Genomic DNA, 21,977 nt, shown 5'->3' with positions numbered 1-21,977 from the left:
AAAATATTAAAAAGTTAAATCAGATTTTTGCTTTCAAGATACGCAATAACTTGTGCCGTACATTCTTCAATGCTGGAGGCCTGTGTATCCACAACAAATTCAGGTGAAGCTGGTTCTTCATATGGTGAATCAATTCCGGTAAATTCCCGAATCTCGCCTTTTCTTGCCTTTTTGTATAATCCTTTTGGATCCCGGTTCTCACATTCCTCAAGCGGGCATTTTACATAAATTTCATGAAATTCGCCTTCACCAAGAATCTGTCTTGCGCTCTCCCGGTCTTCAATAAAAGGAGAGATAAAAGCTGTAAGAACGACAGTTCCACTGTCAACGAATAATTTAGATACTTCTCCGATCCGACGGATGTTTTCTTTCCTGTCATCATCTGAAAACCCAAGATCTTTATTTAACCCGTGGCGGATGTTGTCGCCATCCAAGACATAGTTTCTGACCTGGCGCTGATACAGCTCTTTTGCCAATTCATTCGCCAGAGTGGATTTACCGGAACCGGACAATCCTGTCAGCCAGATGACAAAGCTCTGGTGGGCATTTTGTTTTCTTCTGTCTTCTTTGGTTACAGCCGACTGGTGCCATGTAATGTTTTGTGCCTGACTCATTTTGCTCCTCCATATTCCTTTGCCGGTTCTTTTTCTTTTAGTCCTTTAATCAGGACTTCCACTACTTCTTTGCGGCTGAATTCGGCTGGCGGAAGCTCTCCGTTTCTCAGCAATTCCCTTACCTTTGTTCCGGAAAGGATGACATGATATTCCTTGTCGTGAGGGCATGTTTTGGAAGATGCCATTCCCTCGCACTTTACACAGTAAAAACTGTGCTCGAAAAACATCGGAGTAATCCCGAGCTCTTCGGATGTAAATCGGTTGAAGATTTTCTGAGCATCATACGTGCCGTAATAGTTGCCGACTCCGGCATGGTCCCTTCCGACGATAAAGTGCGTACAGCCGAAGTTTTTACGGACCATGGCATGAAAAATAGCTTCGCGAGGTCCGGCATATCTCATTGCTGCCGGGAATACGGCCAGGAACACGCGATCTTTCGGATAGTAGTTTTTAAGCAGAATTTCATAGCTTTCCATACGGACATCAGCCGGAATATCGTCTGATTTGGTTTCACCAACCAACGGATTAAGGAAAAGTCCGTCTACTGTCTCAAGCGCTGTTTTTTGAATATATTCATGTGCACGGTGAACTGGGTTCCTTGTTTGGAAGCCAACAATGGTTTTCCATCCCCGTTCCTCAAATTCTTTGCGGGTTTCCGCTGGATCAAGACGGTACTCATTGAATCGGTCCTTTTTCGGACGTTTTACCAGTTTAACCGGACCACCAATATAATAGGAAGGGCGTTCTAAAATCTTCTTTACTCCCGGGTGCTCAACATCGGTTGTTTGATAGACTTGCTGTGCTTCATGTTTAATATCCGGACGGTAAACATCCTGCACCTCGATGACACCATAGGTCTCCCCGTTAAACGTAAGCTTTACTTCGTCACCGGTTGAAAGGGTACGTGCTGTTTTTTCCTGTACCGGAAGGACGATCGGAATACTCCATACTGCGCCATCTGCCAGACGGAGATCGTTTACAACTGATAAATAATCTTTTTCTGTCAGAAATCCGGTAATCGGACTATATGCTCCTATCCCAATCAGCTCAAGATCGCTCAATGAGGTGGCATCCAGTTCCACTTCTTTTTGAATATGGTTTGTTGAATATTCTGGTTCGTATCGGTTAATGAGTTTTCCTCCGTGCGGTAAAATAGCCATTTAAATTGTTCCTCCTGTAATTGGAATTATTGGTGAAGACCACATTCTGTTTTACCCTGACCGGACCAACGGCCAGATCTTGCATCTCCTGACGCCCAATCGGCAGGAAGGGTACAAGGCTGACATCCGATGCTCGGGTAGCCCTGGTCGTGCAACGTATTATAAGGGAGACTATGTTTATGTGCATATCTCCATATGTCTTTATACGTCCAGTGGATCAGCGGACATATTTTAATGGATTTGAAGCGGTTATCTTTATTCACATATTGAGTATTGCGCCTTGTTTCTGACTGTTCTCTTCTGAGCCCTGAAAGCCACGCTGAGGCACCGCTCAGTGTTTCTTCAAGTGGAATCACCTTTCTGATTTGGCAGCATAGGTTTGGATTCCTTTTCCATAGTTCGTCACCATGTTCGCCCGCTTGTTCGGCGACACTGAGTGCCGGTTTTTTCATTTCAATATTCAGTGACGGATATTTTTCTTTCGCTTTTTCAATAACCTCATAGGTTTCTTTAAAATGAAGGCCCGTATCAAGAAAAACAACCCGTGCATCGGGCTTGACCTTTGAAATCAAATCTACGAGTACGCTGCCCTCTATGCCAAAGCTGCAGGCATAAACCAATTCATCTCCGTAATAATCGTAGGCCCATTGCAGGACTTCCATCGCGCCTTTTGTTTCGCTGTCTGATGGGAACGGGAAATCATGTTCCTGCTCCTCCCATGTATCATACTTAAGCATAGTAAACCACCCCTTTTAGTAAGCATATGGCTCTCGATGCAAAATGTTTATCCTTTTGCACATTTTTATAAAAAAAGGCCGATAAATCAACAAATATGGAAGCATCCGCCTCTAGTTTTCTAGTCAGCGAATGGTTTACTTGAATCGAACCTTTTCATTTTTTTCAATCTGGATCAGTTTTCCATCTTGAACAATCAATGTAATGGAACCATATCTTATACTGTTCAGCATTTCTTTCAACTGCTCGAAAATTTCATCCTGGTTTGGATCGTTTACCACATCAGAACCTCCTTATTCTCTGGTTTGCTCGCTTTTGGACAATAAAAAAAACTTCCCATTTCGGAAAGGCTGACGAGGTAAACATATTACCTTATCTTCCAAAATGTAATAAACATTCTGCTGGAGTTAGCACCTTGCAAAAATTGCAGGTTGCCGGGTTTCATCGGGCCAGTTCCCTTCACCACTCTGGATAAGTTTTTTTATTTTTTTAAATAATACCACATATTTATTATAAAGGAAACCCTATTATTCTTATCGGATTAAAAAAATTTATTGAAAATTTGTTTAAATATTATTGACAGAGTTCACTGTTATTGAATATAGTAAATATTAATTTAATCACACTAAGCTGATCGGAAAAACCGAAGGCTCTTAACAAACAGTAGTTAGGAGTCTTTTTTTTTACGTGACAGGAGGAGTAAACCATGAAAAAATTGATTGTCTTGGCACTAATCGGCCTCGTGGCCCAACTCATTGACGGATCGCTCGGTATGGCCTACGGACTGACTTCAACTTCCCTGCTGCTTGCCTTCGGAATCGCACCCGCCGTTGCCTCGGCTTCCGTGCATTTTGCTGAAGTCGTAACTACTGCAGCTTCCGGGGTTTCTCATATACGCTTTGGAAATGTGGATAAAAAGATTATCTATAGGCTTATTATTCCGGGATCAATCGGTGCCTTCACTGGCGCTTGCTTCTTGTCAAGCCTTCCCGGTGACATTGTAAAGCCTTATGTATCCTTTTTCCTGCTATTTCTAGGATTTTATATTCTTTACCGTTTTTTATTTAAAAAGAACAATAAAGTAACGGAGCACGAAAAAGCGTTCAGCCGCAAGCAGCTCATTCCCTTGGGTTTGGTTGCCGGATTCCTTGATGCGACAGGCGGAGGAGGATGGGGGCCGGTGGCCACTCCGGTCCTGCTGGCCAAAAACGGAACGTCTACAAGAAAAGTCATTGGCTCTGTTGATACAAGTGAATTTGCGGTTGCCTTATCCGCAACCATCGGTTTCCTGATCTCCCTTGGTTGGCATCAGGTGAACTGGATGTGGGTCATTGCCCTTATGGCCGGCGGATTGATTGCTGCACCGATCGCAGCTTATCTTGTTAAGATTATTCCTTCCCATATTCTCGGTGTTGTGGTGGGCGGACTAATTATCTTTACGAATGCCCGCACCATCCTTCAAACGGTTGGGGTTTCAGGAACATCTTTACAGTCCGTGTATACGATTCTTGGAGTACTATGGGTGGCGGGCATCGTGTACAGCCTCCGTAAAAACAAAAAAAACAGCAATCTTTCTCTTTCAAAAAGAACAGGTTGATTCACACAAAAAAGCTTCGGTATGCTAAGCATGACCGAAGCTTTTTTGGATTTTTTTTTGACATTTACGATAAAAGGATAGGTGATCACTTTCCCGTTAACAAGCCATAAGCTGCCATAATGAGAATCAGAATCCCAGCAGCTGAAAGTACCCATTTTCTGATAATCGCAGGCATCACCAGACTCCTCCTTCACAATTTGATCTTTTGCAACCTTAAGGCGTTTAACACAACGGATACCGAACTGAAGGCCATAGCCGCCCCTGCCAGCCAGGGAGCCAAAAATCCGGAAGCGGCAAAAGGGATTCCAATCGCGTTGTAGGCAAATGCCCAGAACAGATTTTGTTTAATGTTGCGAATGGTCTTTCGACTCATAAAAATGGCGTCGGCAATGCTGTTTAGATCTCCCCGGATTAATGTAATATCCGCGGCCTCCATAGCTACATCCGCACCGGTCCCAATGGCCATTCCAATATCCGCTAAAGCCAGAGCCGGTGCATCATTTATTCCGTCACCGACCATCGCTATTTTTTTCCCTTTTTCCTGCAGATTTTTTACTTCTTCCGCTTTTCCTTCCGGAAGTACTCCTGCAATCACATGCTCGATTCCAACCTGACGGGCGATGGCATTTGCTGTGCGCTCATTGTCACCGGTGATCATCCAGACATCAATATGCATCTCCTTAAGACGCTCAACCGCTTCCTTCGATGTTTCTTTAACCGTATCAGCAACCGCCAACATGCCCGCGAAGCCTCCCTCCACACCGACAAGCATAACCGTTTTTCCCTGTTCCTCTAATTCCTTCATTTTTCCAAAGGCTTTTTCAGGGTTGATTCCATATTCTTTCATCAGCTTGCGGTTGCCAATAAGAACAGACCGGCCTTGAATGTGAACTTTGATTCCATGCCCAGGCAATGCTTCAAATTCACGTGAAGGAAGGGCCGTTAATTTTTTCTCTTTCATGGCTTCAACAATCGCTTGTGCCAGTGGATGTTCTGAATTTCTTTCAGCACTGCCAGCCAGTAACAGCAGTTCTTCCTTTTCCATACCGTTTTCTGGCAGGATATCCGTAACAACCGGTCGTCCATAGGTCACCGTCCCGGTTTTATCCAGTATAACCGTATCAATGCGATGGGTATTTTCCAGATGCTCTCCGCCTTTAAAAAGGATGCCGTACTCGGCTGCTCTTCCTGATCCTGCCATGATGGACGTAGGCGTTGCCAGCCCAAGCGCGCACGGACAGGCGATAACAAGTACCGCAATCAGTTTTTCAAGTGATTCTGAAAAATCACCAGGGGAAACTCCAAAAAACCAAATCAAGAATGTCAGGACAGCCAATCCAACAACAATAGGGACAAATATTCCCGAGATGCGGTCAGCCAGCCGCTGAATCGGAGCCTTTGAACCTTGCGCTTCCTCAACTACTTTAATGATCTGGGATAATGCCGTATCTTTTCCAACCTTTGTTGCCTTCATCTTTAAGAATCCGTTGCGGTTGATCGTTGCCCCGATCAGAAGGTCACCGGCTTCCTTATCCACAGGAACACTTTCTCCACTCAGCATGGATTCATCAACAGCCGAACGGCCTTCCACAACTTCTCCGTCCACCGGCACCTTTTCTCCCGGCTTGATGTAAACCAAATCTCCGGGGATGACTTCTGCCAGTGGCACTTCGACTTGACTTCCATCCCGCTCGACCTGTGCGGTTTTCGCTTGAAGACCCATCAGTTTTTTAATCGCATCAGAAGATCTTCCCTTTGCCCTTGCTTCAAACCACTTCCCAAGAATGATTAATGTAAGCAATACAGCGGAGGTTTCAAAATACAGTTCAGACATATGAAGTCCTCTGACAGCCGAACGAATACTGAGATAAAGGCTGTAAAAATAAGCAGCTGACGTTCCAAGTGCGACAAGAACATCCATATTAGCGCTCTTATTTTTCAACGCTTTGTAGGCCCCACTATAAAATTTTTTGCCGATGACAAATTGAACCGGGGTAGCCAGAGCCAGCTGCACCCAGGGGTTCATGAACATTGCAGGTACATAAAGAAAGGATGTAAATGAAAAATGACTGGCCATTGCCCATAACAACGGCAAGGAAAGAATCAGTGAAAAAAGAAATTTGCCGAGCTGGTTTTGAATTTCTTTTTCCCTCAGCTGAGCCGTTTGTTCGCCTTCGCCCTCTTTGAGACGGGCACCGTACCCGAGGTCTTCTATTTTCCTGATCATATCGGCGGCAGAAACCTGCGAAGGCAAGTAGCTCACCGTTGCCGATTCAAGAGGAAGATTCACAGTGGCTTCAATGACACCCTCCAATTTGTTCAGCCCTTTTTCAATTCGTGCAGAACAGGCGGCACAGGTCATTCCAGTAATCTCTAACTTTTCTTTTTCTCCTGAAATTCCGTAGCCGAGGTCTTCTATCTTTTGCTGAAATTGTTTGGATGACGTTTTCTGGGGATCATACACGACTTTTGATCTCTCCAAGGCCAGGTTAACGTTAGCATCTTCAACTCCATCCAGCTTTTTCAGTCCTTTTTCTATACGCATCGCACAGGCTGCACAGGTCATTCCGGAGATTGGCAGAGTCGTTTCTTTGAGATTGGGTTCCATGAAATTCACCTCTTTATACCCTTGCAGGGTATATTTTTATCCAAAAAGAGAACGCGCATCCGCACGTTTCTCTTTATACCGTCAGGCTACATCATAACCCTGATCATCAATGGTATCTTTTATTTTATCCAGTCCAACTTTATTGGCATCATATTTTACTTCCACTGTTCCTTCTTCAAGGTGTACATGAACTTGTTCTACACCCGGAAGTTTGCCTACACTTCCTTCTACTGCATTCACACAATGCGCACAAGACATTCCTTTAACATTCAATGTTACGTTCTCCATGGTAATATCCTCCTTCAATATGGCTTATTTCATTAATTTCTTTACAGTAATCAAGAGCTCATCTATCACTTCAAGCTCTCCTTCTTGAATGCGCTCTACTACACAGCTTCTCATATGGCCTTCAAGAAGAAGTTTTCCGACGCTGTTGAGGGCAGATTGAATGGCAGAAAGCTGAGTAAGAACATCATCGCAATACGTATCGCGTTCAATCATACCTTTTACACCCCGTATTTGTCCTTCAATACGGTTTAGCCTGGTCAGCAGATTGCTTTTCATTTTATCCGAATGATGACTTTTCCTTTCGGCAGAACAGTGCATATCTTGCTTTTCAATCTCCATTGCAATCATCTCCTTACTCATAGCTTACCATACCCCCCTACCCTATGTAAAGGGCAAAGCTTATTTCTACTTTACCCCATCTTATAAAAAATAACATCCAGGCTATTAGCTGCATGATTTTCCAAAGGATCTCCAGGTAGCCAGTTTTTTGGCCGCATGAAACAATTCTTTTTTCAGCCGTTTTATTTCTAGTTCAGATTCCCTTTTTACAGTTTGGAGTTCAGTCCATTCGTCTTCACTGACAACTAAAAGACCATTGTTGTGAAGCAGGTTAAGCGAATGTTCACCCAGAATCTGTACCGTTCTTTCTTCAGAACTGTTTCTCATCCTGTACACCCCGTTTCATCATAGTGATTAACCAACATATTCTGCGCTAAATGACCATTCTCCTTTCACCCTTTAGCAACAATATTTCCCAAATACTGTGATAATCGTTCAGAGATTACTCATCACTAAAATGCTCTTACAGTTTAAAAAAGAGAGGGTGGATACATCCACCTCTCTCCGTCTATGTTTAATCAGATAGGGCCTGCCTGGCAAACAGGGCGATGACCGCATCATCCATCGGAGGATTATGCAGTCCTGCCCGGACATCCCGATAATACCGCTGCAGCGGATTAACCTTGAACAAGCTGTGTGCGCCGACAATTCTCATGGCCAGGTCCACCACTTCATTCGCACTGTTGGTGGCCACATATTTCACCGCCGCCAGAGAGCTGCCAAGATTTTTTCTGTTTTGCGGTTCAGCTTCCCAGCGTTCAATCACGCCATACATGAGCTGTCTGGCTTTAAAAAGCTCCACATCCATTAAGCCGATCTTCCGCTGCACTTCAGGGACGTCTTTAATCGGCCCTTTCAGGCTGTTTGGCTCATACGTTTTCGCAAATTCAACAGCGAAGTCCCTTGCTGCTCTTGCAATGCCCAGATAGCATGCAGGAATATGGAGAAGCCAGCCTTTTGGCAGCTGCTGATTGCCCTCCTGATCTGCAGTTTCCACGAGATTCTCAGACTCAACTGCTACATTTTTCAGCACCAGGTCATCACTTCGCGTGCCACGCATCCCCAAAGTGTCCCATTTTTCTTCAATGGAAACCCCAGGCTGCTTATGAGAGACAAGGAAAGAAGAAACCTGATCCGAATCCTTCAATGAAGCAGAAATGATCGAGTAATCCAGGGCCGGTGCCATGGAAGTAAAAGATTTTCGGCCATTTAACATCCATTGATTTCCCTTTCGCTCTGCTGTTGTTTGGGGTTTGCCCCCTCGTGTCGGGCTTCCGGTTGCGGGCTCTGTCGATGCCCGGTTTACGAGACTCTTGGAATGAACAATGCTTTTGCAAAGCTTCTCAAATGTTTGCTCTTTCCATGACTGGCGGTCATCCAAATCCATAACCACACCAAGATGCCAGCCAACAGATAGAGCTGTGGAGCCGTCTCCCCGTGCAATTTCTTCTTGAAATAAAATGTAATCGTACAGACTAATTTCCTGTCCTCCATACTTTTCCGGTACGGTCAATGACAAATAGCCGGCCTCTCCCAGGTCTTTAAAATTCTCAAATGGAAACGTACCCTCCTTATCATGTAAAGGTGCCCGCTCTGCAAACTGTAAGCGTAGTTCTTTAAGCTTTTCCATCCATCGGTACTGAAAGTCAGTTTTAACAAAATCGATCATGGTCTCACCATCTATTCTTAGAGTAGTTTCCGCTTTTATCCGTCAGTGTGTTAGTATATTTACCCTACTTCCTTTATGTATACTTATCAACTTTTATGCTTGTGCCTTTCATGATTAAAATGCAAAAAACCCCTTCTGGACTGAAGGGGTTTTTGTTACTACATGAGGTAACGCAAATACACATAAACACTGGAAATAATAATGGATAAAATCATGAGTGGGAATCCAATAATCATATATTTAACAAAAGAAATGTGGTAGCCCTCTTTGCCCGCAAGACCAGCCACGACCAGGTTGGCACTCGCTCCAATCAGCGTGCCGTTTCCTCCCAGACATGCGCCAAGAGCCAAGCTCCACCATAACGGATCAAGATTGGTGATTCCCATGTTCCCCATTTCCTTGATCATGGGAATCATGGTGGCTACAAATGGGATGTTGTCCACAAAGGCTGAAGCAATCGCACTCATCCACAAAATCAAAAAGGTTGTTGCCTTAAGATCACCGCCGGTCCACTCCATCGCCTGTTTGGCGACACTCGCAATAATGCCGGTTTCAACAAGGCCGGCGACAATGACAAACAATCCGATAAAAAAGAAAAGGGTCGTCCATTCCACTTTTTCCAATGCGTACTCGAGATGCTTTTCCCCAGCCATAAGCAACAGCAAAAAGGCACCGAAAAGAGCGATGGTTGCGGTTTCCACATGAATAAACTGATGAAGAAAAAAGCCTGCAATCGTTAGCCCAAGTGCAAAAAGGCATTTGCGAAGCAGGTTGTGATCCACAATTTCCTTCTTCTCATCCAGTTTCATTAAATTTGCTACAAGTTCTGGCTTCGTTGTTAAGCCTTTACGGTAAAAGAAAGCCATAATCACAATGGTAACCACCAGTATAATGGCGCAGACCAGGGAAAGGTTTTTAATAAAGGCTAAAAAGGTAAGCTCCTTGACCGCACTTCCAATCATAATATTGGGTGGGTCGCCGATCATCGTGGCGGTTCCTCCAATGTTGGAAGCAAAGATTTCCGTCATTAAAAATGGAATCGGGTTCAGGTTCAACCTTCTTGTCACACTGAAGGTAACAGGAACAACGAGCAAAACTGTTGTTACGTTATCCAAAAAGGCTGATCCCCCTGCTGTAATCAGTCCAAGGATAATTAAGGTTTTGATCGGATCTCCTTTCACCTTTTTCGCCGCCCAGATGGCGATGAATTTAAAAAGGCCGGTTTCGGCGGTAATGGTCACCATGACCATCATTCCGACAAGAAGCCCTATCGTATTAAAATCAATATGGTGGATTGCCACTTCCTGGTCAATGACTCCGAAAGCAACCATGAGGGCACCACCGAGGATGGAAACGATGGTACGGTGTACTTTTTCAGAAATGATTAAACCGTATGTAATTAAAAAGATACTTAGTGCAATAATTGCCTGCTGTCCCATAATATCTGCTTCTCCTTTGCTTATTCTAAAGAAGACCCGTGCACAAACTGGCCCCGGCCATAGATCTTATTTAAAATAATACTCTACATTTTCGTGAGGGGAAATAAATTTTTACATGTATTGAAGCGGGCTTCGATGGAAAATGTATCTTTTTCCAATTCATTCAAAATTCAGGGGTTCTTTGTTTTAAAAACCGTAAACAATGGAATAAATGAAGAGACAGGACTAATGGAGGCTGAAATATGGGCTATTTTTTTATTCTTCTCTATCTGATTATCGTTGGACTCGTCATTGAAATTGCATCTACCCTACTGGTGTTTACAGGATTGAAAAAAAGCATCTCCCGGTATCAGGTCATCTCTATGCTGACCGGTACAGGATTTACCACTGACGAGTCAAAGCTGATTATTGACCATCCCCTCAGGAGAAAGATCAGTGCCTTTCTTATCCTTTTTGGTGCCTTTTCCCTTGCAGTGATCATCTCTTCCATCAGCAACATTTTATCCAATGATTTTAAAACGACGGAACTCATGGTTATTTCTTCAAGTTTGCTCGTTTTGCTGTTTATCTTAAAAATCCCCCAGATCCGGCATTTCTTTTCAAAGACAATAGAAGAGGAAACAAAAGACAGCTATCCACTTTCCGAACTGCCTATAAAAGATGTACTTTATTTTGATAAAGATGATTTTATTACTACCCTGGAGGTAAGGGATGACTTTCACTATGTGGGTAAAAAAGTTCATACCTTAATTAAGCGGGGGGAAGATGTTCACATCATCCTCTTGATCCGTGGAGATATGCCGATTCGAGAAAACTTGTACGAGCAGGAAATTCAGGAAGGTGACCGGTTGATCGTTTATGGAAATGAACCCTTAATACGCAGTAAATTCTTCGAAGAAGAAGAGAAACCAAAAGATAAAGAGGAAAGCCGCCATGATCAGCGACCGCAAGAACCAAAAGATCCCGAAGCAAAATTGTAGAAATTTTGTATAACAATTGTAATATTTTTATTCAAAAAAACAGGATTGACTTTTTATCGGAGCGGGTACTACTCTACTATCTTACATTTAGGAGGAATGCAAAAATGGCTGACACAAATGTAAACAATGTGGACCAGAAAGTAGCACAAATGGACTCCGAAAAGAAAGAACAGATTTTACAGGATTTTGAGCAATTTAAAGGGTATCTTTCCGACAAAGTAAGCAAAGGTCAAAAACTGGGATTAGACGAAGAGCAATTAGCAAAAGCCGCTGAAAAAGTTGCTGGTTATCTTGCTGCACATGAGGAGCCCAAGAACTCCGAGGAAAAGCTGCTTCAGGAGCTTTGGAAAGTCGGCGACAAAGATCAACAGCATGCCCTCGCCCACATGCTCATCCGTTTAGTAGGATAATAGCGAATGTTTAAACGCACCTAATATTGGTTCTGGTGCGTTTTTTTATTGCGCTCTTGTCCTCCTATAAAATTTGAAAATCACTTTTATGTTTTAGAAAAATCATACCGGGTACACATAACTACGGCCAAAGTAAAATGAATTCTATAAAGGAGTGATTTCAAATGGCCAAGAACAATGATCATAACATGTCCAGAGAAGAAGCCGGTAAGAAAGGCGGAGAAGCTACTTCCCGCTCTCACGACAAAGAATTTTACCAGGAAATCGGCCAAAAGGGCGGACAGGCAACATCCAAAGCCCATAATCGTGATTTCTATGAAGATATCGGCAAAAAAGGCGGGCGAACATCCCGCAATACTCAATAGAGAAAAAAGCAGCTTCGATTTGAAGCTGCTTTTTTTGATTCAGTTTAATTTAAGGCGGTTATAAACCTGGTTCCCAATGAGAGTATATCCCTTTTTATTCGGATGCAGCTCATCAGAAAAATAGACTTGTTTGTTTTTACCCGTGAATACATCCTCAACCGAAACAAATGTGGTGTTTTTTTGGCGGGAAATTACTTTCACTGCCATGCGGTTCCACTCGTGAATCAGCTTGCTTTCCTGCAACTTGTCTGTTCGATTCGGAAATGGATTATAAATGCCAACCATATAAATGTGGGCTTTCGGGTTTTCTTTTCGTATTTTTTTGAAAGAAACCATTAGATTATGCTCATAGTTCAGCAGTGCTTTTCGAATGATTTGTTCTGCTTCTTTTGGTTTCGCCTTTGACAATATCAAACTGTTAAGATAATCATTCATCCCAATGTTCAGGAAAATCATATCAGCCTGGCTTATGGACGATTTAAGCTGTTCAGATTGCATCCTTTTCAGCAGCTGCGTACTCGTATCATCTGGAACACCGTAATCTTCAACCGTAATTTCTTTCTTCAATTGCCCTTCCAATCGCTTTTCCACCTTCCCCACATACCCACTGTTGCCAGAATTCCCGACTCCATATGATAAGGAATCGCCAAGAGCGACCATTGTAAAATCCCGCCCTTCATTTTTCATCTCCGAGTCTTTGTAATGAGAAAAAGAAGCGAAAACAGAAAGAATATTAAGCTGTTTGATCGAAAATAGAATACCTCCTGCAAGTAAAAGGAAACAGGCTGCGATAAGTATAACTTGCTTTTTCATGTTGAACTCCTCCGTCTGGTAGCTTATGAATTCCCATGTTGTGTAAAAAAGAATATTTCCCGGATTCGTTCAAAAATAAACAAGAACTGCAGTAGGTTTCCTGTCCTATTCATTTTTTTTAGGTACAACAGCTGGAGGAGGCAGACTTTTGTTTTCGCCTCCATAGTAATCGGGAACACTGCCAGGAATAAAAATATCCCCAAGCTTTATTTTAGTTTCCAGAGGCTCTTTATGCGTGGCAAAAGGAATAACGACCTGGATATTCATTTTGATATGAACAAATATCTCTAAATATACGTTATTGATTCCCGCATCAGTTACCTTTGTTTTGACCTCCGGCTCTACCTCTCCCAACAAAGACATGGAAACGGGAACTTTGGGGCCAATATCTGAAAAAAACGCATTTCCTGTCAGGGCTCCGAGCGGAATATAGTAATCCACCGATTGGAAGTTTTCCTGGCCCGGCATGTGCTTTGTTTTTTTATTTCCAAGCTTATTTTGAATATCCTTCGTAATGCTGGTAATGAGAGAGTTATAAGTGTCAGGATTAAAGCTGTAAGTCGGGCTGCCTCCCTGACTTGCCTGACGAACAATAACAAGACTGTTAAGGTCTATACGTTTCATACTCTCTGCAAGCGAATCATTTACCGTTTCTGTAGCAATTCCCTTCATTTCACTCTCAGCAATATTCATTAATAGCGGATCAACAGCTTTATTTGCAAACCATAAACTGAACAGGACGATTACTGCGAAGATTAAGAAGGAATATTTTATTACTGTCTTAAAAGGCAGTGGCCCATGAAAAGGTCGTCGTCTCACCCTAAACCGTTTTTTGAACATCATACCCCTCCTTCCACTAATACTTATGCTTGTTTTGGAAGGATTACCTTTCAAAAAGAAAAATCTCATCCATAAGACAACCTTTTCTTTGGAAGATAGTGAGGGGAAAAATAAATGGGAACATTTTTAAATTGGTTGATCCCGTTGTAATACCCTTGAAACATTAATATGTTAGGATAGAATCAAGCCAAATTATTGGGGGTTTTTTATGTCCCGCTATCTCGTGGACCATAATATGCTGGTCATTCACCAAACGGCTTATATTTGTCAATCCTGCCAGCATCATTTAATTTTAATCGACCATCGAGATTTTACAAACAGCGAAGAAAAAGTGGAGGCTCTTGTCAACGATGAGGAATACACCTATTGTCCTAATTGTACTCAAAAGTTAATTCCGCCACCGTTTCATTAATAACTTAACCAATAAATGAAAAAAGTTTTTCTCATATAAAAAAATCGCAGCCATGGCTGCGATTTTTTTATATGATCCGTTTTCCTTTTTCACCTAGTGCATAATGGATCCCGTGTTTTAAGTTGGCAAAGTATTTGATTTCAGCGGTTTGATAGTTTGATTGCGTCATTTTCATACTCAGTCCCGGTGAGATTCCCACCATGATCGTTTTTATTCCGAGCAGGCTGGTTGCAGCGATCAGCTGATGAAAAAGAGAAACGGTAAGTTCGCTGATTTCTTCATCCAACCCTGTTACATCCAAAATCAAAAAGTCAGGATCGTAATTCGGTAGTTCGTGAATTGTTTTTTCCAGCAGTTCTGTTGAACGCTCTTCATTGTACTTACCCAGCAATGGTATGACTACAATATGATCCAACACAGGGATGATGGGTGAAGAAATTTCTTTTATGAGATCGGAAAGCTCCCTGGTACGCTCGTGCACTACTGTCTCAAGCTTATGAATTTCCACCTGTTCCTTGCGGCGGGCTAACTCGTGGATATTCTCATTAACCGTAATGGAGGAAGGGAAATATTCAAACTCACAGAAATCTTTACCTTCCAACTGGCTGGACATCACACGATACCAAATGTTTTCACCGAATAAACCGCTAAGTACTCCGGCCCAGTGTCCGGGAATAAATGTTCCGTGTTCTTTCTTGCCCTGCAGTTTATTTATACGGTATTCCCAGCTGTTGGTCATCCGCAATACAGCCTTCTTTTCATTTTGGCAGAAATGGACAATATCGAGCGTTCCCCATCCGGCCGAAGAATAGATACCCGGAAGCATTTGAATGACTTCCTCGGGACTTGCTTCTTCATTATAAAAAAACTCTCCAACGATTAATCCCATACGGTAACCCGTTGTTTCAAGAACAACACTGGCCGACTCATCACCGGAAACTTCTTCTATCGTATCGAGAAATGTTTTAAAAGCAGAGTTGATCCAAAAGAGGATAGCATCCTCTCCTTCAAACAAAAAGCTCCCTTTACCAGGCTCCCAACCAAAATGGGCTCTGCCTACATTAATCTGCTTACTTTCCAAGTTATTCATTGCAGCCATCCTTTCGGAACCTCCAGCAACCATCCTTTATGGCCTGTAAAATAGCAAACGTTGCAACTTGCCACACTTTATTTTACTAAAGTTAAATAAAAAAATCATGCAATAACGTCTTCTTTCCATAAAAAAGCAATATGTCCAATTACAAAACGCCCTTATTTATTCATTTTTACGAGCCTTTTTAAATAAAACTATTTCTTTTTAAAGCATGACTCCGACCACTGTTGCCGATAAAAGGCTGACTAAGGTTGCACCATACAGTAATTTGAGCCCGAACTTTGCTACTTCATTCCCTTTTTGCTCATGGAGGCCTTTCACAGCCCCGGTAATGATCCCAATGGAAGAAAAGTTCGCAAATGAAACCAGAAATACCGACACAATTCCCAACGTTCGTTCAGAAAGTCCTTTAATTTTGGCCAAGTCCAGCATAGCCACAAACTCATTGGAAACAAGCTTGGTCGCCATAATCGTGCCAGCCGTCACAATTTCTGAAGAGGGCACACCAACAATAAAGGCAAAAGGCGCAAATACGTAACCGAGCAACTTTTGAAACGTAATGCCAAACGCCAGATTGAATAAATCGTTAATGGCGCTGATGAGGGCAACAAACCCGATCAGCATCGCACCGACAATAATGGCCACTTTAAATCCATCCATAATGTACTCACCCAGCATTTCAAAAAACGTCTGTTTTTCTTCCTGGATTTCAATAATGTCTTCATCCGCTTTTACTTCATATGGATTGATGATGTTTACAATAATAAAGCCGCCAAGCAGATTGAGCATGAGTGCGGTCACCACATATTTGGGGTCGATCAGCGTCATATACGCGCCGAGAATGGATGCAGAAACCGTTGACATGGCTGATGTACAAAGTGTATACAGACGGTGTTGCGGCATATGTCCTAGCAGCTTTTTCACAGAAATAAAGACTTCTGATTGTCCGAAAACGGCAGATGCTACAGCATTATAGGACTCAAGCCGCCCCAACCCGTTTATCTTGCTCAGAAGCCATCCAATCCACTTGATAATAACGGGGAGAATTCGTAAATGCTGGGCAATTCCGATCAATACCGATATAAACACAATCGGAAGCAGAACATTAAAGAAGAACGGCATGGCTCCTTTATTGGCAATACCACCAAAGACAAAATTTACACCATCGGCTGCATAACCGAGAAGTTTTTCAAACAAATTGGCGATGCCCCGTATAAGAACCAGACCTATCCCCGTATTTAATAAAAGATATGTCAGCACAATTTGCAGGACCAGCATGATAAGAATGGGCTTATACTTAATCTGGCGGCGATTATTGCTTACGAGATATGCCAGTATGAATACCACTGCCAGACCTAAAAGAAAGATAGCATACTTCAAAATGTAACCTCCTTCAACGTCCATATTGAGCACATAAACTTATACTACCCCTAATCCGCCCTGCTTTATCCTTGTACAAGGTTTTCGCTCAAAACAAAAACCACCTTATACAAAAAGGTGGTTTTGTGAGAAGAATCCTTATGAAAGTTCATGTTCGTTTACAATGACAGGAAGCGCCTGGCTCAAATGAGCGTAGGTTGAAATGTTGGAAAAATCAATTCCGAGCTGTACTGCCGTCTGGGCAATTTCAGGACGAATCCCGGTAACCGTCGTTTGAATGCCAAGCAGCGCGAGCGCCCTTACGACCTGAAACAGCTCATTGGCCACCATTGTATCCATGATTGGCACACCGGAAAGGTCGATAATTAAATGCTCCAGCTTTAACTCTGTGGATTTATCCAGGCTGCTCTCTTTAATCATTTGAGCCCGATAGGTGTCAATTTCACCGACTAGCGGCAAAACACCGATCTTCGAGTACACGGGAATGATCGGGGCACTCAATTCCATGATCATCTGCTGCTGTGAATGAAGCCGGGCATCACTGACCTGTTGAAAATAAATGGTGAAAAGCTCAATCACATGATCAAAGCAGCTGTTTACTTTTCTGCTCCATTCTCCAAGCAATTCCAAAGAAATGGAATCTTCGTTTTCACGGACGAACTTCATAATCCATTCCCAGAAGACCACTCTGTAGTTTTTAAAGTTCTCGAGCGTCTCATGGAGAGGAATATTCCGATTCGCCCGTTTTACAGCCACTTGTTCCGACCATGCAGAAAAGTTAACATTGTCACTTACAAAAATCCCGGAAATAATCTGGTTAAACATCCGATTTTGCTCCAGTCTCTCGCTGCTTGTATCTTCTGCTGAAGCATTATACGGGGTTAACTTTTGCTCCTGCAGCTTTACCCATTCATTGCTTAATGTATCGTTGTTCTGCAGGATAAATTCCTGTAAATCATGTTCGATTGCCAATGTGTACCCTCCTCTGTTGTCCGAGTATCCATATCTATTCTAACATTTTTTCAGGTTTACTGGGACCTTCCTCCGGTATTATGAGGCACCAACAAAAAATCCAGACAATGGATGTACACTGTCTGGAAGAATTAATGATTTCTTCTGGCAAAGTCAACAAAACGAAATTTATCGGGGCGGTGCCTGGATTCTGTATATTGCAGCAGGCTGGCATCATCCAGGTATACATGGTTTTTCACCACGACAACATTATGAAAACCATCGAGAGACAATAGCGCACGGTCTTCTTCCGTCGGCTGTTCCACCACAATTTCTTTTTTGGCAAAGCTGATGTTTAACCCCAACTCATTCTCGATATATTCATAAATCGAATTTTCGCAAATTTCATAGGTTAGCTCTTTTACATATTGCTGGTTAAAGAAATCCTTATCGAGGATAATTTTCTCCCCGGTCATTTCCCTTACTCTTGTTACTTTCCAGACTCTGTCTTCTCTCTCTACTTTTAACTGTTGCTGCAGAAAGCGGTCCGGTGTCACCACATCCAGCTCATGGACTTCTGTTTTCCAGGACTTTCCGGATTTTAATGCGAGTTCTTTAAAGCTGACAAGACCGGATACCGGAAAATCAAATTTTGCTAAATCGAGTACAATGGAACCTTTCCCCCGGATTTTTTGAATAAAACCTCGTTGCGCCAAAAGAGTTAATGCCTTTCTAATGGTTTCACGGGAGGTCTCATATCGTTCGGCAAGCTCGTTTTCCGAAGGCAGCTGAACTCCGGGAGCCCATTCTCCTCTTTCAATCTGCTGTGAAATTTCCTGATAGATCATCAGGTATTTATTTGTTTTCATGTTTACCACCAAGAATATTCTATCACTACTTTTTTATATGATAAACAATGGATTCGTAGGGTCTCAGTACCGTTTTCGCATAGGTTGGTGAATCCTCATAGTTAGATAACAGAACGGTTGCTTTATGGGGGACAAACTCAATTCCCTCCGGAAGAACCCATTCCGCGTCGGTTCCATAAAAGTTATTCACCACCATCAGGCTTTCATTTTCTGTATTCCTTGTATACGCGAAAATGGCGGGGTGTTCTTCATCGATCCATTGATAGTCGCCATCGGTGAAAATATTCATCGTTTTTCTCATGGAAATTAATTTTTGATAATGGCTGAATACTGAATTTTTATCCTGTACGGCTTTTTCAGCATTGATGTCCTTATAATTTTGCGCTACATCGATCCACGGGGTGCCTGTTGTAAATCCGGCATTTTCCGTGGAATCCCATTGAACCGGAGTCCGTGAATTGTCTCTGGATTTTTGGTTCAAAATGGCCAGAACTTCTTCCTCATTCATCCCTGCATGAGTTAATTCTTTATAGATGTTTAAACTTTCAACATCCCGGTATTTATTAATACGCTCAAAACCGGGATTCGTCATTCCGAGCTCTTCCCCTTGATAAATGTATGGGGTTCCCTGCATGCAATGAATTACGGTAGCCAGCATTTTCGCTGATTGTTCCCTGTACTCTCTATCGTTTCCATAGCGGGAAACAATTCTCGGCTGATCATGGTTGCACCAGAACAAGGCGTTCCAGCCTCCCCCTTCATGCATCCTGATTTGCCACTCCGATAAAATTCGTTTCAGTGCTACAAAATCAAAATCGGCGACTGTCCATTTCTCGCCGTCAGGATAATCCACTTTCAGATGGTGAAAATTAAAGGTCATACTAAGCTCTTTGCTTTCAGGATTTGAATACTGAATGCAGTGATCGATGGAAGTGGAAGACATCTCTCCCACTGTCAAACTCTCATGCTTCGAAAAGATTTCTCTGTTCATTTCCTTCAAAAACTCGTGAGCCCTGGGTCCGTCTGTATAAAATCTCCGGCCGTCTCCCGGCTTTACTGTACCGTCATCATCAGGGAAGTCCTGATTTTTGGAGATCAGATTAATCACATCCAGCCTGAAGCCATCCACACCTTTATCAAACCAGAAGTTCATCATCTCATAAACTTTTTCACGAACCTTTTCATTTTCCCAGTTCAAATCCGCTTGTGTTACGTCAAACAGATGAAGATAATGCTGATTGGTCACTTCATCATATTTCCATGCCGAACCGCCAAATTTGGATTTCCAGTTGTTCGGCTTGTCTTTCCAAATGTAAAAATCCCTGAATTCGTTATTTTTTGATGATCGTGCTTGTTTGAACCAGGCATGCTCGGTTGATGTATGGTTGACCACGATGTCCATGATGATTTTAATGTCCCGTTGATGCGCTTCCGACAGCAGTTTCTCGAAATCCTCCATTGAACCATATTCTTCATGAATTTTGTAATAATCACTGATGTCATAGCCGTTATCTTTTTGTGGTGATTCATAGATCGGGGTGAGCCAAATCACATCGACCCCAAGAACATTTAAATAATCAAGCTTTTCAATAATTCCGTTCAAATCGCCTGTTCCATTGCCGGTCGTATCCTTAAAGCTTTTTGGATAAATCTGATATACGACCGACTTTTTCCACCATGGTTGTTTCACATTGCCACCGCCTTACGTGATTTAAAACTATGTCAAGCCGGCTCAGATTATCGGAGCCAGCTCACATGTCATCTATTTTACTTTTTTTATCCTTCCGAACACGTATGTTAATACGAACGGAACCACAATGGCAATGGCCATGCCGAGAAAGAATGGTCCCCATTTGTCAGGAAAGATGGATAGAAATCCGGGTATACCGCCTACCCCTATGGAAGAGGCTTGTACTTTATTTACTGTAATCAGGATGCCCGCAATGGCTGAACCAATAATGGCACAGATAAACGGGAACCTGAAGCGCAAATTCACCCCAAAAAGCGCAGGTTCAGTTATTCCAAGGTAAGCTGAAATAGCAGAAGTAAAGGATAAGCCCTTCACTTTTTCATCCTTAGAAAGGAACATCATCGCCAGTGCTGCAGATCCTTGCGCAATATTTGAAAGAGCCAGCATCGGCCATAAAAACGTTCCCCCCTTGCTGCCAATAAGCTGAAGGTCAACAGCGAGAAAGGTATGATGCATACCTGTTACAACAAGCAAGGCGTAGATTCCGCCATAGATCAAGCCGCCTAAAGCTGCATATTGATCGAAAATACCAACAAGTCCATCTGTGAGCCAGTTCGCAATTCCAAATGTAATCGGACCAATCACGATAAAAGAAAGGAATCCTGTAACGAGCAAAGCGACGGGTGCAACCACGAGCAATTGAAACGCATCAGGAATCTTTTTTCTTAAAAACACTTCAATTTTAGCGAGTACATAGGATGCCAGCAAAACAGGCAGAACTTGTCCCTGGTATCCGATCTTTTGAATTTCAAGGCCGAACAAATTCCAGTGCGGCACTTTTCCTGCTTCAAGCGCTTTACCATAATCCCATGCATTCAGCAGGCTTGGATGGACGAGCATCAACCCGAGCACGATTCCAAGCAAAGGATTGCCGCCAAACTTTTTGACAGCGGACCAGCCAATCAGTGCAGGCAGGAATGCAAAAGCCGTATTGGCGATCACATTGATCATATCCGCGAAATCTTTCCACGCGGTATTCACATCAACAAATGACTTTCCATCGTAAAAAATACCAGGGCCTGTAAGAATATTATTGATACCCATTAACAGACCAGCTGTTACAATGGCAGGCAGGATTGGAATAAAAATATCCGCTAACGTTTTAACAGCTCTTTGAAGAGGATTCAATTTCCTTTCAGCTGCATTTTTAATGTCTTCCTTTGTTGCTGTACCGATGCCTGTAACCGCAACCAATTCTTGGTATACTTTATCAACCGTTCCCTGGCCAATCACCACCTGAAATTGGCCATTAGTGGAGAATGACCCTTTGACCGCATCAATGTTCTCCAGCATTTCTTTATTAACCTTTGACTCATCATTCAGCGCAAAGCGAAGCCGGGTTACACAATGTGTCGCTGCCGCGATATTTTCCCTGCCGCCTACAGCTTCTGTAATCTGTTCCGCTGTTTGTCTGATATCCATATTGATTTCCCCCTTGTTACCGTTTACAACATCTTTTTCAAAAAAAGCTCTGTACAAACGTTAAATTGCCAAAGCTTATATTTATTAGATTGTGTTTCTAACGGTTTTTAACGATTAAATCGCTTTCAAACAAAAGCGAAACTTGTATATACATGTACTACATTTTTCATTGTAACTTGTATATACAGGTTGGTCAACACTTTTATTTGGCATTCGTTTTAGAACGGAAAAAGATAGTTGTGT

At 42.6% G+C, this 21,977-nt stretch carries 23 protein-coding genes and 1 riboswitch; of the genes, 5 read left to right on the top strand and 18 right to left on the bottom strand.

Translation table 11 applies throughout. From position 1 onward, the window contains the following. Positions 1–14: 14 nt before the first annotated feature. The 4 genes from cysC to DMO16_RS21455 form a co-directional block, all read right to left on the bottom strand. Positions 15–614 (bottom strand): adenylyl-sulfate kinase, encoded by a 600-nt coding sequence (gene cysC / locus DMO16_RS21470; protein WP_129479976.1) that lies wholly within the window; start codon positions 612–614, stop codon positions 15–17. Then, positions 611–1,774: a sulfate adenylyltransferase gene (sat, locus tag DMO16_RS21465; RefSeq protein WP_129479975.1), complete on the bottom strand. Its 1,164-nt coding sequence runs from the start codon at positions 1,772–1,774 to the stop codon at positions 611–613. The genes cysC and sat overlap by 4 nt, the downstream gene beginning before the upstream one ends. Before the next feature lie 26 nt (positions 1,775–1,800). Further along, positions 1,801–2,511 carry a phosphoadenylyl-sulfate reductase gene (locus DMO16_RS21460; RefSeq protein ID WP_061972095.1) on the bottom strand — a complete coding sequence of 237 codons (711 nt, stop codon included), beginning with the start codon at positions 2,509–2,511 and terminating at the stop codon, positions 1,801–1,803. Positions 2,512–2,646: 135 nt separating this feature from the next. Then, on the bottom strand, positions 2,647–2,763 hold the full coding sequence (locus DMO16_RS21455) for a YezD family protein (RefSeq protein ID WP_420889652.1): 117 nt from the start codon (positions 2,761–2,763) through the stop codon (positions 2,647–2,649). A gap of 115 nt (positions 2,764–2,878) precedes the next feature. After that, positions 2,879–2,987, bottom strand: a riboswitch (SAM riboswitch). A 228-nt stretch (positions 2,988–3,215) separates the two neighbouring features. Here DMO16_RS21455 and DMO16_RS21450 point away from each other — a divergent pair. Then, complete coding sequence (locus DMO16_RS21450; RefSeq protein WP_061972094.1) at positions 3,216–4,106, top strand: sulfite exporter TauE/SafE family protein; 891 nt, start codon at positions 3,216–3,218, stop codon at positions 4,104–4,106. Between the two features lie 190 nt (positions 4,107–4,296). Here the strand turns inward: DMO16_RS21450 and DMO16_RS21445 are convergent, their stop codons facing one another. The 6 genes from DMO16_RS21445 to DMO16_RS21420 all read right to left on the bottom strand — a co-directional run bounded on the left by DMO16_RS21445 (position 4,297) and on the right by DMO16_RS21420 (position 10,449). Then, a complete protein-coding gene (locus tag DMO16_RS21445) occupies positions 4,297–6,714 on the bottom strand; it encodes a heavy metal translocating P-type ATPase (RefSeq protein ID WP_129479973.1) in 2,418 nt (805 codons plus the stop codon). Positions 6,715–6,795: 81 nt separating this feature from the next. Then, complete coding sequence (gene copZ / locus DMO16_RS21440; RefSeq protein ID WP_061972092.1) at positions 6,796–7,002, bottom strand: copper chaperone CopZ; 207 nt, start codon at positions 7,000–7,002, stop codon at positions 6,796–6,798. Positions 7,003–7,026: 24 nt separating this feature from the next. Then, positions 7,027–7,362, bottom strand: coding sequence for a metal-sensitive transcriptional regulator (locus tag DMO16_RS21435; RefSeq protein WP_241840624.1), 336 nt, complete (start codon positions 7,360–7,362; stop codon positions 7,027–7,029). Positions 7,363–7,446: 84 nt separating this feature from the next. Next, positions 7,447–7,668: a hypothetical protein gene (locus DMO16_RS21430; RefSeq protein WP_129479972.1), complete on the bottom strand. Its 222-nt coding sequence runs from the start codon at positions 7,666–7,668 to the stop codon at positions 7,447–7,449. A 187-nt stretch (positions 7,669–7,855) separates the two neighbouring features. After that, positions 7,856–9,010, bottom strand: coding sequence for an acyl-CoA dehydrogenase family protein (locus DMO16_RS21425; protein ID WP_129479971.1), 1,155 nt, complete (start codon positions 9,008–9,010; stop codon positions 7,856–7,858). A gap of 158 nt (positions 9,011–9,168) precedes the next feature. Then, on the bottom strand, positions 9,169–10,449 hold the full coding sequence (locus DMO16_RS21420; RefSeq protein WP_129479970.1) for an ArsB/NhaD family transporter: 1,281 nt from the start codon (positions 10,447–10,449) through the stop codon (positions 9,169–9,171). Between the two features lie 242 nt (positions 10,450–10,691). Between DMO16_RS21420 and DMO16_RS21415 the strand changes: the two genes are divergently transcribed. The 3 genes from DMO16_RS21415 to DMO16_RS21405 all read left to right on the top strand — a co-directional run bounded on the left by DMO16_RS21415 (position 10,692) and on the right by DMO16_RS21405 (position 12,204). Beyond that, positions 10,692–11,429: a hypothetical protein gene (locus DMO16_RS21415; RefSeq protein ID WP_061972087.1), complete on the top strand. Its 738-nt coding sequence runs from the start codon at positions 10,692–10,694 to the stop codon at positions 11,427–11,429. Between the two features lie 104 nt (positions 11,430–11,533). Next, positions 11,534–11,839, top strand: coding sequence for a DUF3243 domain-containing protein (locus DMO16_RS21410; RefSeq protein WP_061972086.1), 306 nt, complete (start codon positions 11,534–11,536; stop codon positions 11,837–11,839). 164 nt (positions 11,840–12,003) lie between these two features. Beyond that, positions 12,004–12,204: a KGG domain-containing protein gene (locus DMO16_RS21405; protein ID WP_061972085.1), complete on the top strand. Its 201-nt coding sequence runs from the start codon at positions 12,004–12,006 to the stop codon at positions 12,202–12,204. Positions 12,205–12,243: 39 nt separating this feature from the next. On the opposite strand, the gene DMO16_RS21400 is transcribed toward DMO16_RS21405, so the two are convergent. Beyond that, positions 12,244–13,017 carry a GDSL-type esterase/lipase family protein gene (locus tag DMO16_RS21400; protein ID WP_061972084.1) on the bottom strand — a complete coding sequence of 258 codons (774 nt, stop codon included), beginning with the start codon at positions 13,015–13,017 and terminating at the stop codon, positions 12,244–12,246. Between the two features lie 105 nt (positions 13,018–13,122). Continuing rightward, positions 13,123–13,857, bottom strand: coding sequence for a sporulation protein YunB (yunB, locus tag DMO16_RS21395; RefSeq protein ID WP_164988984.1), 735 nt, complete (start codon positions 13,855–13,857; stop codon positions 13,123–13,125). A gap of 208 nt (positions 13,858–14,065) precedes the next feature. On the opposite strand from yunB, the gene DMO16_RS21390 reads away from it, so the two are divergent. After that, positions 14,066–14,269, top strand: a complete 204-nt coding sequence (locus DMO16_RS21390) for a hypothetical protein (RefSeq protein WP_061972082.1) — start codon at positions 14,066–14,068, stop codon at positions 14,267–14,269. 67 nt (positions 14,270–14,336) lie between these two features. Here the strand turns inward: DMO16_RS21390 and DMO16_RS21385 are convergent, their stop codons facing one another. The 6 genes from DMO16_RS21385 to treP form a co-directional block, all read right to left on the bottom strand. Next, on the bottom strand, positions 14,337–15,359 hold the full coding sequence (locus tag DMO16_RS21385; RefSeq protein WP_061972935.1) for an STAS domain-containing protein: 1,023 nt from the start codon (positions 15,357–15,359) through the stop codon (positions 14,337–14,339). Between the two features lie 207 nt (positions 15,360–15,566). After that, positions 15,567–16,766 carry a NupC/NupG family nucleoside CNT transporter gene (locus DMO16_RS21380; RefSeq protein WP_425590046.1) on the bottom strand — a complete coding sequence of 400 codons (1,200 nt, stop codon included), beginning with the start codon at positions 16,764–16,766 and terminating at the stop codon, positions 15,567–15,569. A 114-nt stretch (positions 16,767–16,880) separates the two neighbouring features. Further along, positions 16,881–17,714: an STAS domain-containing protein gene (locus DMO16_RS21375; RefSeq protein WP_129479967.1), complete on the bottom strand. Its 834-nt coding sequence runs from the start codon at positions 17,712–17,714 to the stop codon at positions 16,881–16,883. 131 nt (positions 17,715–17,845) lie between these two features. Then, on the bottom strand, positions 17,846–18,562 hold the full coding sequence (gene treR / locus DMO16_RS21370; protein ID WP_129479966.1) for a trehalose operon repressor: 717 nt from the start codon (positions 18,560–18,562) through the stop codon (positions 17,846–17,848). Positions 18,563–18,587: 25 nt separating this feature from the next. After that, positions 18,588–20,252 carry an alpha,alpha-phosphotrehalase gene (treC, locus tag DMO16_RS21365; protein WP_129479965.1) on the bottom strand — a complete coding sequence of 555 codons (1,665 nt, stop codon included), beginning with the start codon at positions 20,250–20,252 and terminating at the stop codon, positions 18,588–18,590. Positions 20,253–20,324: 72 nt separating this feature from the next. Further along, positions 20,325–21,734 (bottom strand): PTS system trehalose-specific EIIBC component, encoded by a 1,410-nt coding sequence (treP, locus tag DMO16_RS21360; RefSeq protein WP_129479964.1) that lies wholly within the window; start codon positions 21,732–21,734, stop codon positions 20,325–20,327. Positions 21,735–21,977: the final 243 nt, after the last annotated feature.

The organism is Fictibacillus sp. S7 (genome assembly GCF_004127935.1).
GTDB lineage: Bacteria > Bacillota > Bacilli > Bacillales > Fictibacillaceae > Fictibacillus_C > Fictibacillus_C enclensis.
Note: the sequence above shows the minus strand (reverse complement) of the source record. Positions and strands in the feature narration are given on the sequence as shown.

What these genes read in the sequence shown, in the direction of transcription:
- DMO16_RS21405 (WP_061972085.1), top strand. Translation starts at nt 12,004, where the DNA reads ATGGCCAAGAACAATGATCATAACATGTCCAGAGAAGAAGCCGGTAAG.
- DMO16_RS21400 (WP_061972084.1), bottom strand. Translation starts at nt 13,017, where the DNA reads ATGAAAAAGCAAGTTATACTTATCGCAGCCTGTTTCCTTTTACTTGCA.
- cysC (WP_129479976.1), bottom strand. Translation starts at nt 614, where the DNA reads ATGAGTCAGGCACAAAACATTACATGGCACCAGTCGGCTGTAACCAAA.
- DMO16_RS21445 (WP_129479973.1), bottom strand. Translation starts at nt 6,714, where the DNA reads ATGGAACCCAATCTCAAAGAAACGACTCTGCCAATCTCCGGAATGACC.
- DMO16_RS21420 (WP_129479970.1), bottom strand. Translation starts at nt 10,449, where the DNA reads ATGGGACAGCAGGCAATTATTGCACTAAGTATCTTTTTAATTACATAC.
- yunB (WP_164988984.1), bottom strand. Translation starts at nt 13,857, where the DNA reads ATGTTCAAAAAACGGTTTAGGGTGAGACGACGACCTTTTCATGGGCCA.
- treR (WP_129479966.1), bottom strand. Translation starts at nt 18,562, where the DNA reads ATGAAAACAAATAAATACCTGATGATCTATCAGGAAATTTCACAGCAG.
- treP (WP_129479964.1), bottom strand. Translation starts at nt 21,734, where the DNA reads ATGGATATCAGACAAACAGCGGAACAGATTACAGAAGCTGTAGGCGGC.
- DMO16_RS21385 (WP_061972935.1), bottom strand. Translation starts at nt 15,359, where the DNA reads ATGAATAACTTGGAAAGTAAGCAGATTAATGTAGGCAGAGCCCATTTT.
- DMO16_RS21380 (WP_425590046.1), bottom strand. Translation starts at nt 16,766, where the DNA reads ATGGACGTTGAAGGAGGTTACATTTTGAAGTATGCTATCTTTCTTTTA.
- DMO16_RS21460 (WP_061972095.1), bottom strand. Translation starts at nt 2,511, where the DNA reads ATGCTTAAGTATGATACATGGGAGGAGCAGGAACATGATTTCCCGTTC.
- DMO16_RS21390 (WP_061972082.1), top strand. Translation starts at nt 14,066, where the DNA reads ATGTCCCGCTATCTCGTGGACCATAATATGCTGGTCATTCACCAAACG.
- DMO16_RS21410 (WP_061972086.1), top strand. Translation starts at nt 11,534, where the DNA reads ATGGCTGACACAAATGTAAACAATGTGGACCAGAAAGTAGCACAAATG.
- DMO16_RS21425 (WP_129479971.1), bottom strand. Translation starts at nt 9,010, where the DNA reads ATGATCGATTTTGTTAAAACTGACTTTCAGTACCGATGGATGGAAAAG.
- DMO16_RS21430 (WP_129479972.1), bottom strand. Translation starts at nt 7,668, where the DNA reads ATGAGAAACAGTTCTGAAGAAAGAACGGTACAGATTCTGGGTGAACAT.
- sat (WP_129479975.1), bottom strand. Translation starts at nt 1,774, where the DNA reads ATGGCTATTTTACCGCACGGAGGAAAACTCATTAACCGATACGAACCA.
- DMO16_RS21415 (WP_061972087.1), top strand. Translation starts at nt 10,692, where the DNA reads ATGGGCTATTTTTTTATTCTTCTCTATCTGATTATCGTTGGACTCGTC.
- copZ (WP_061972092.1), bottom strand. Translation starts at nt 7,002, where the DNA reads ATGGAGAACGTAACATTGAATGTTAAAGGAATGTCTTGTGCGCATTGT.
- DMO16_RS21450 (WP_061972094.1), top strand. Translation starts at nt 3,216, where the DNA reads ATGAAAAAATTGATTGTCTTGGCACTAATCGGCCTCGTGGCCCAACTC.
- DMO16_RS21435 (WP_241840624.1), bottom strand. Translation starts at nt 7,362, where the DNA reads ATGAGTAAGGAGATGATTGCAATGGAGATTGAAAAGCAAGATATGCAC.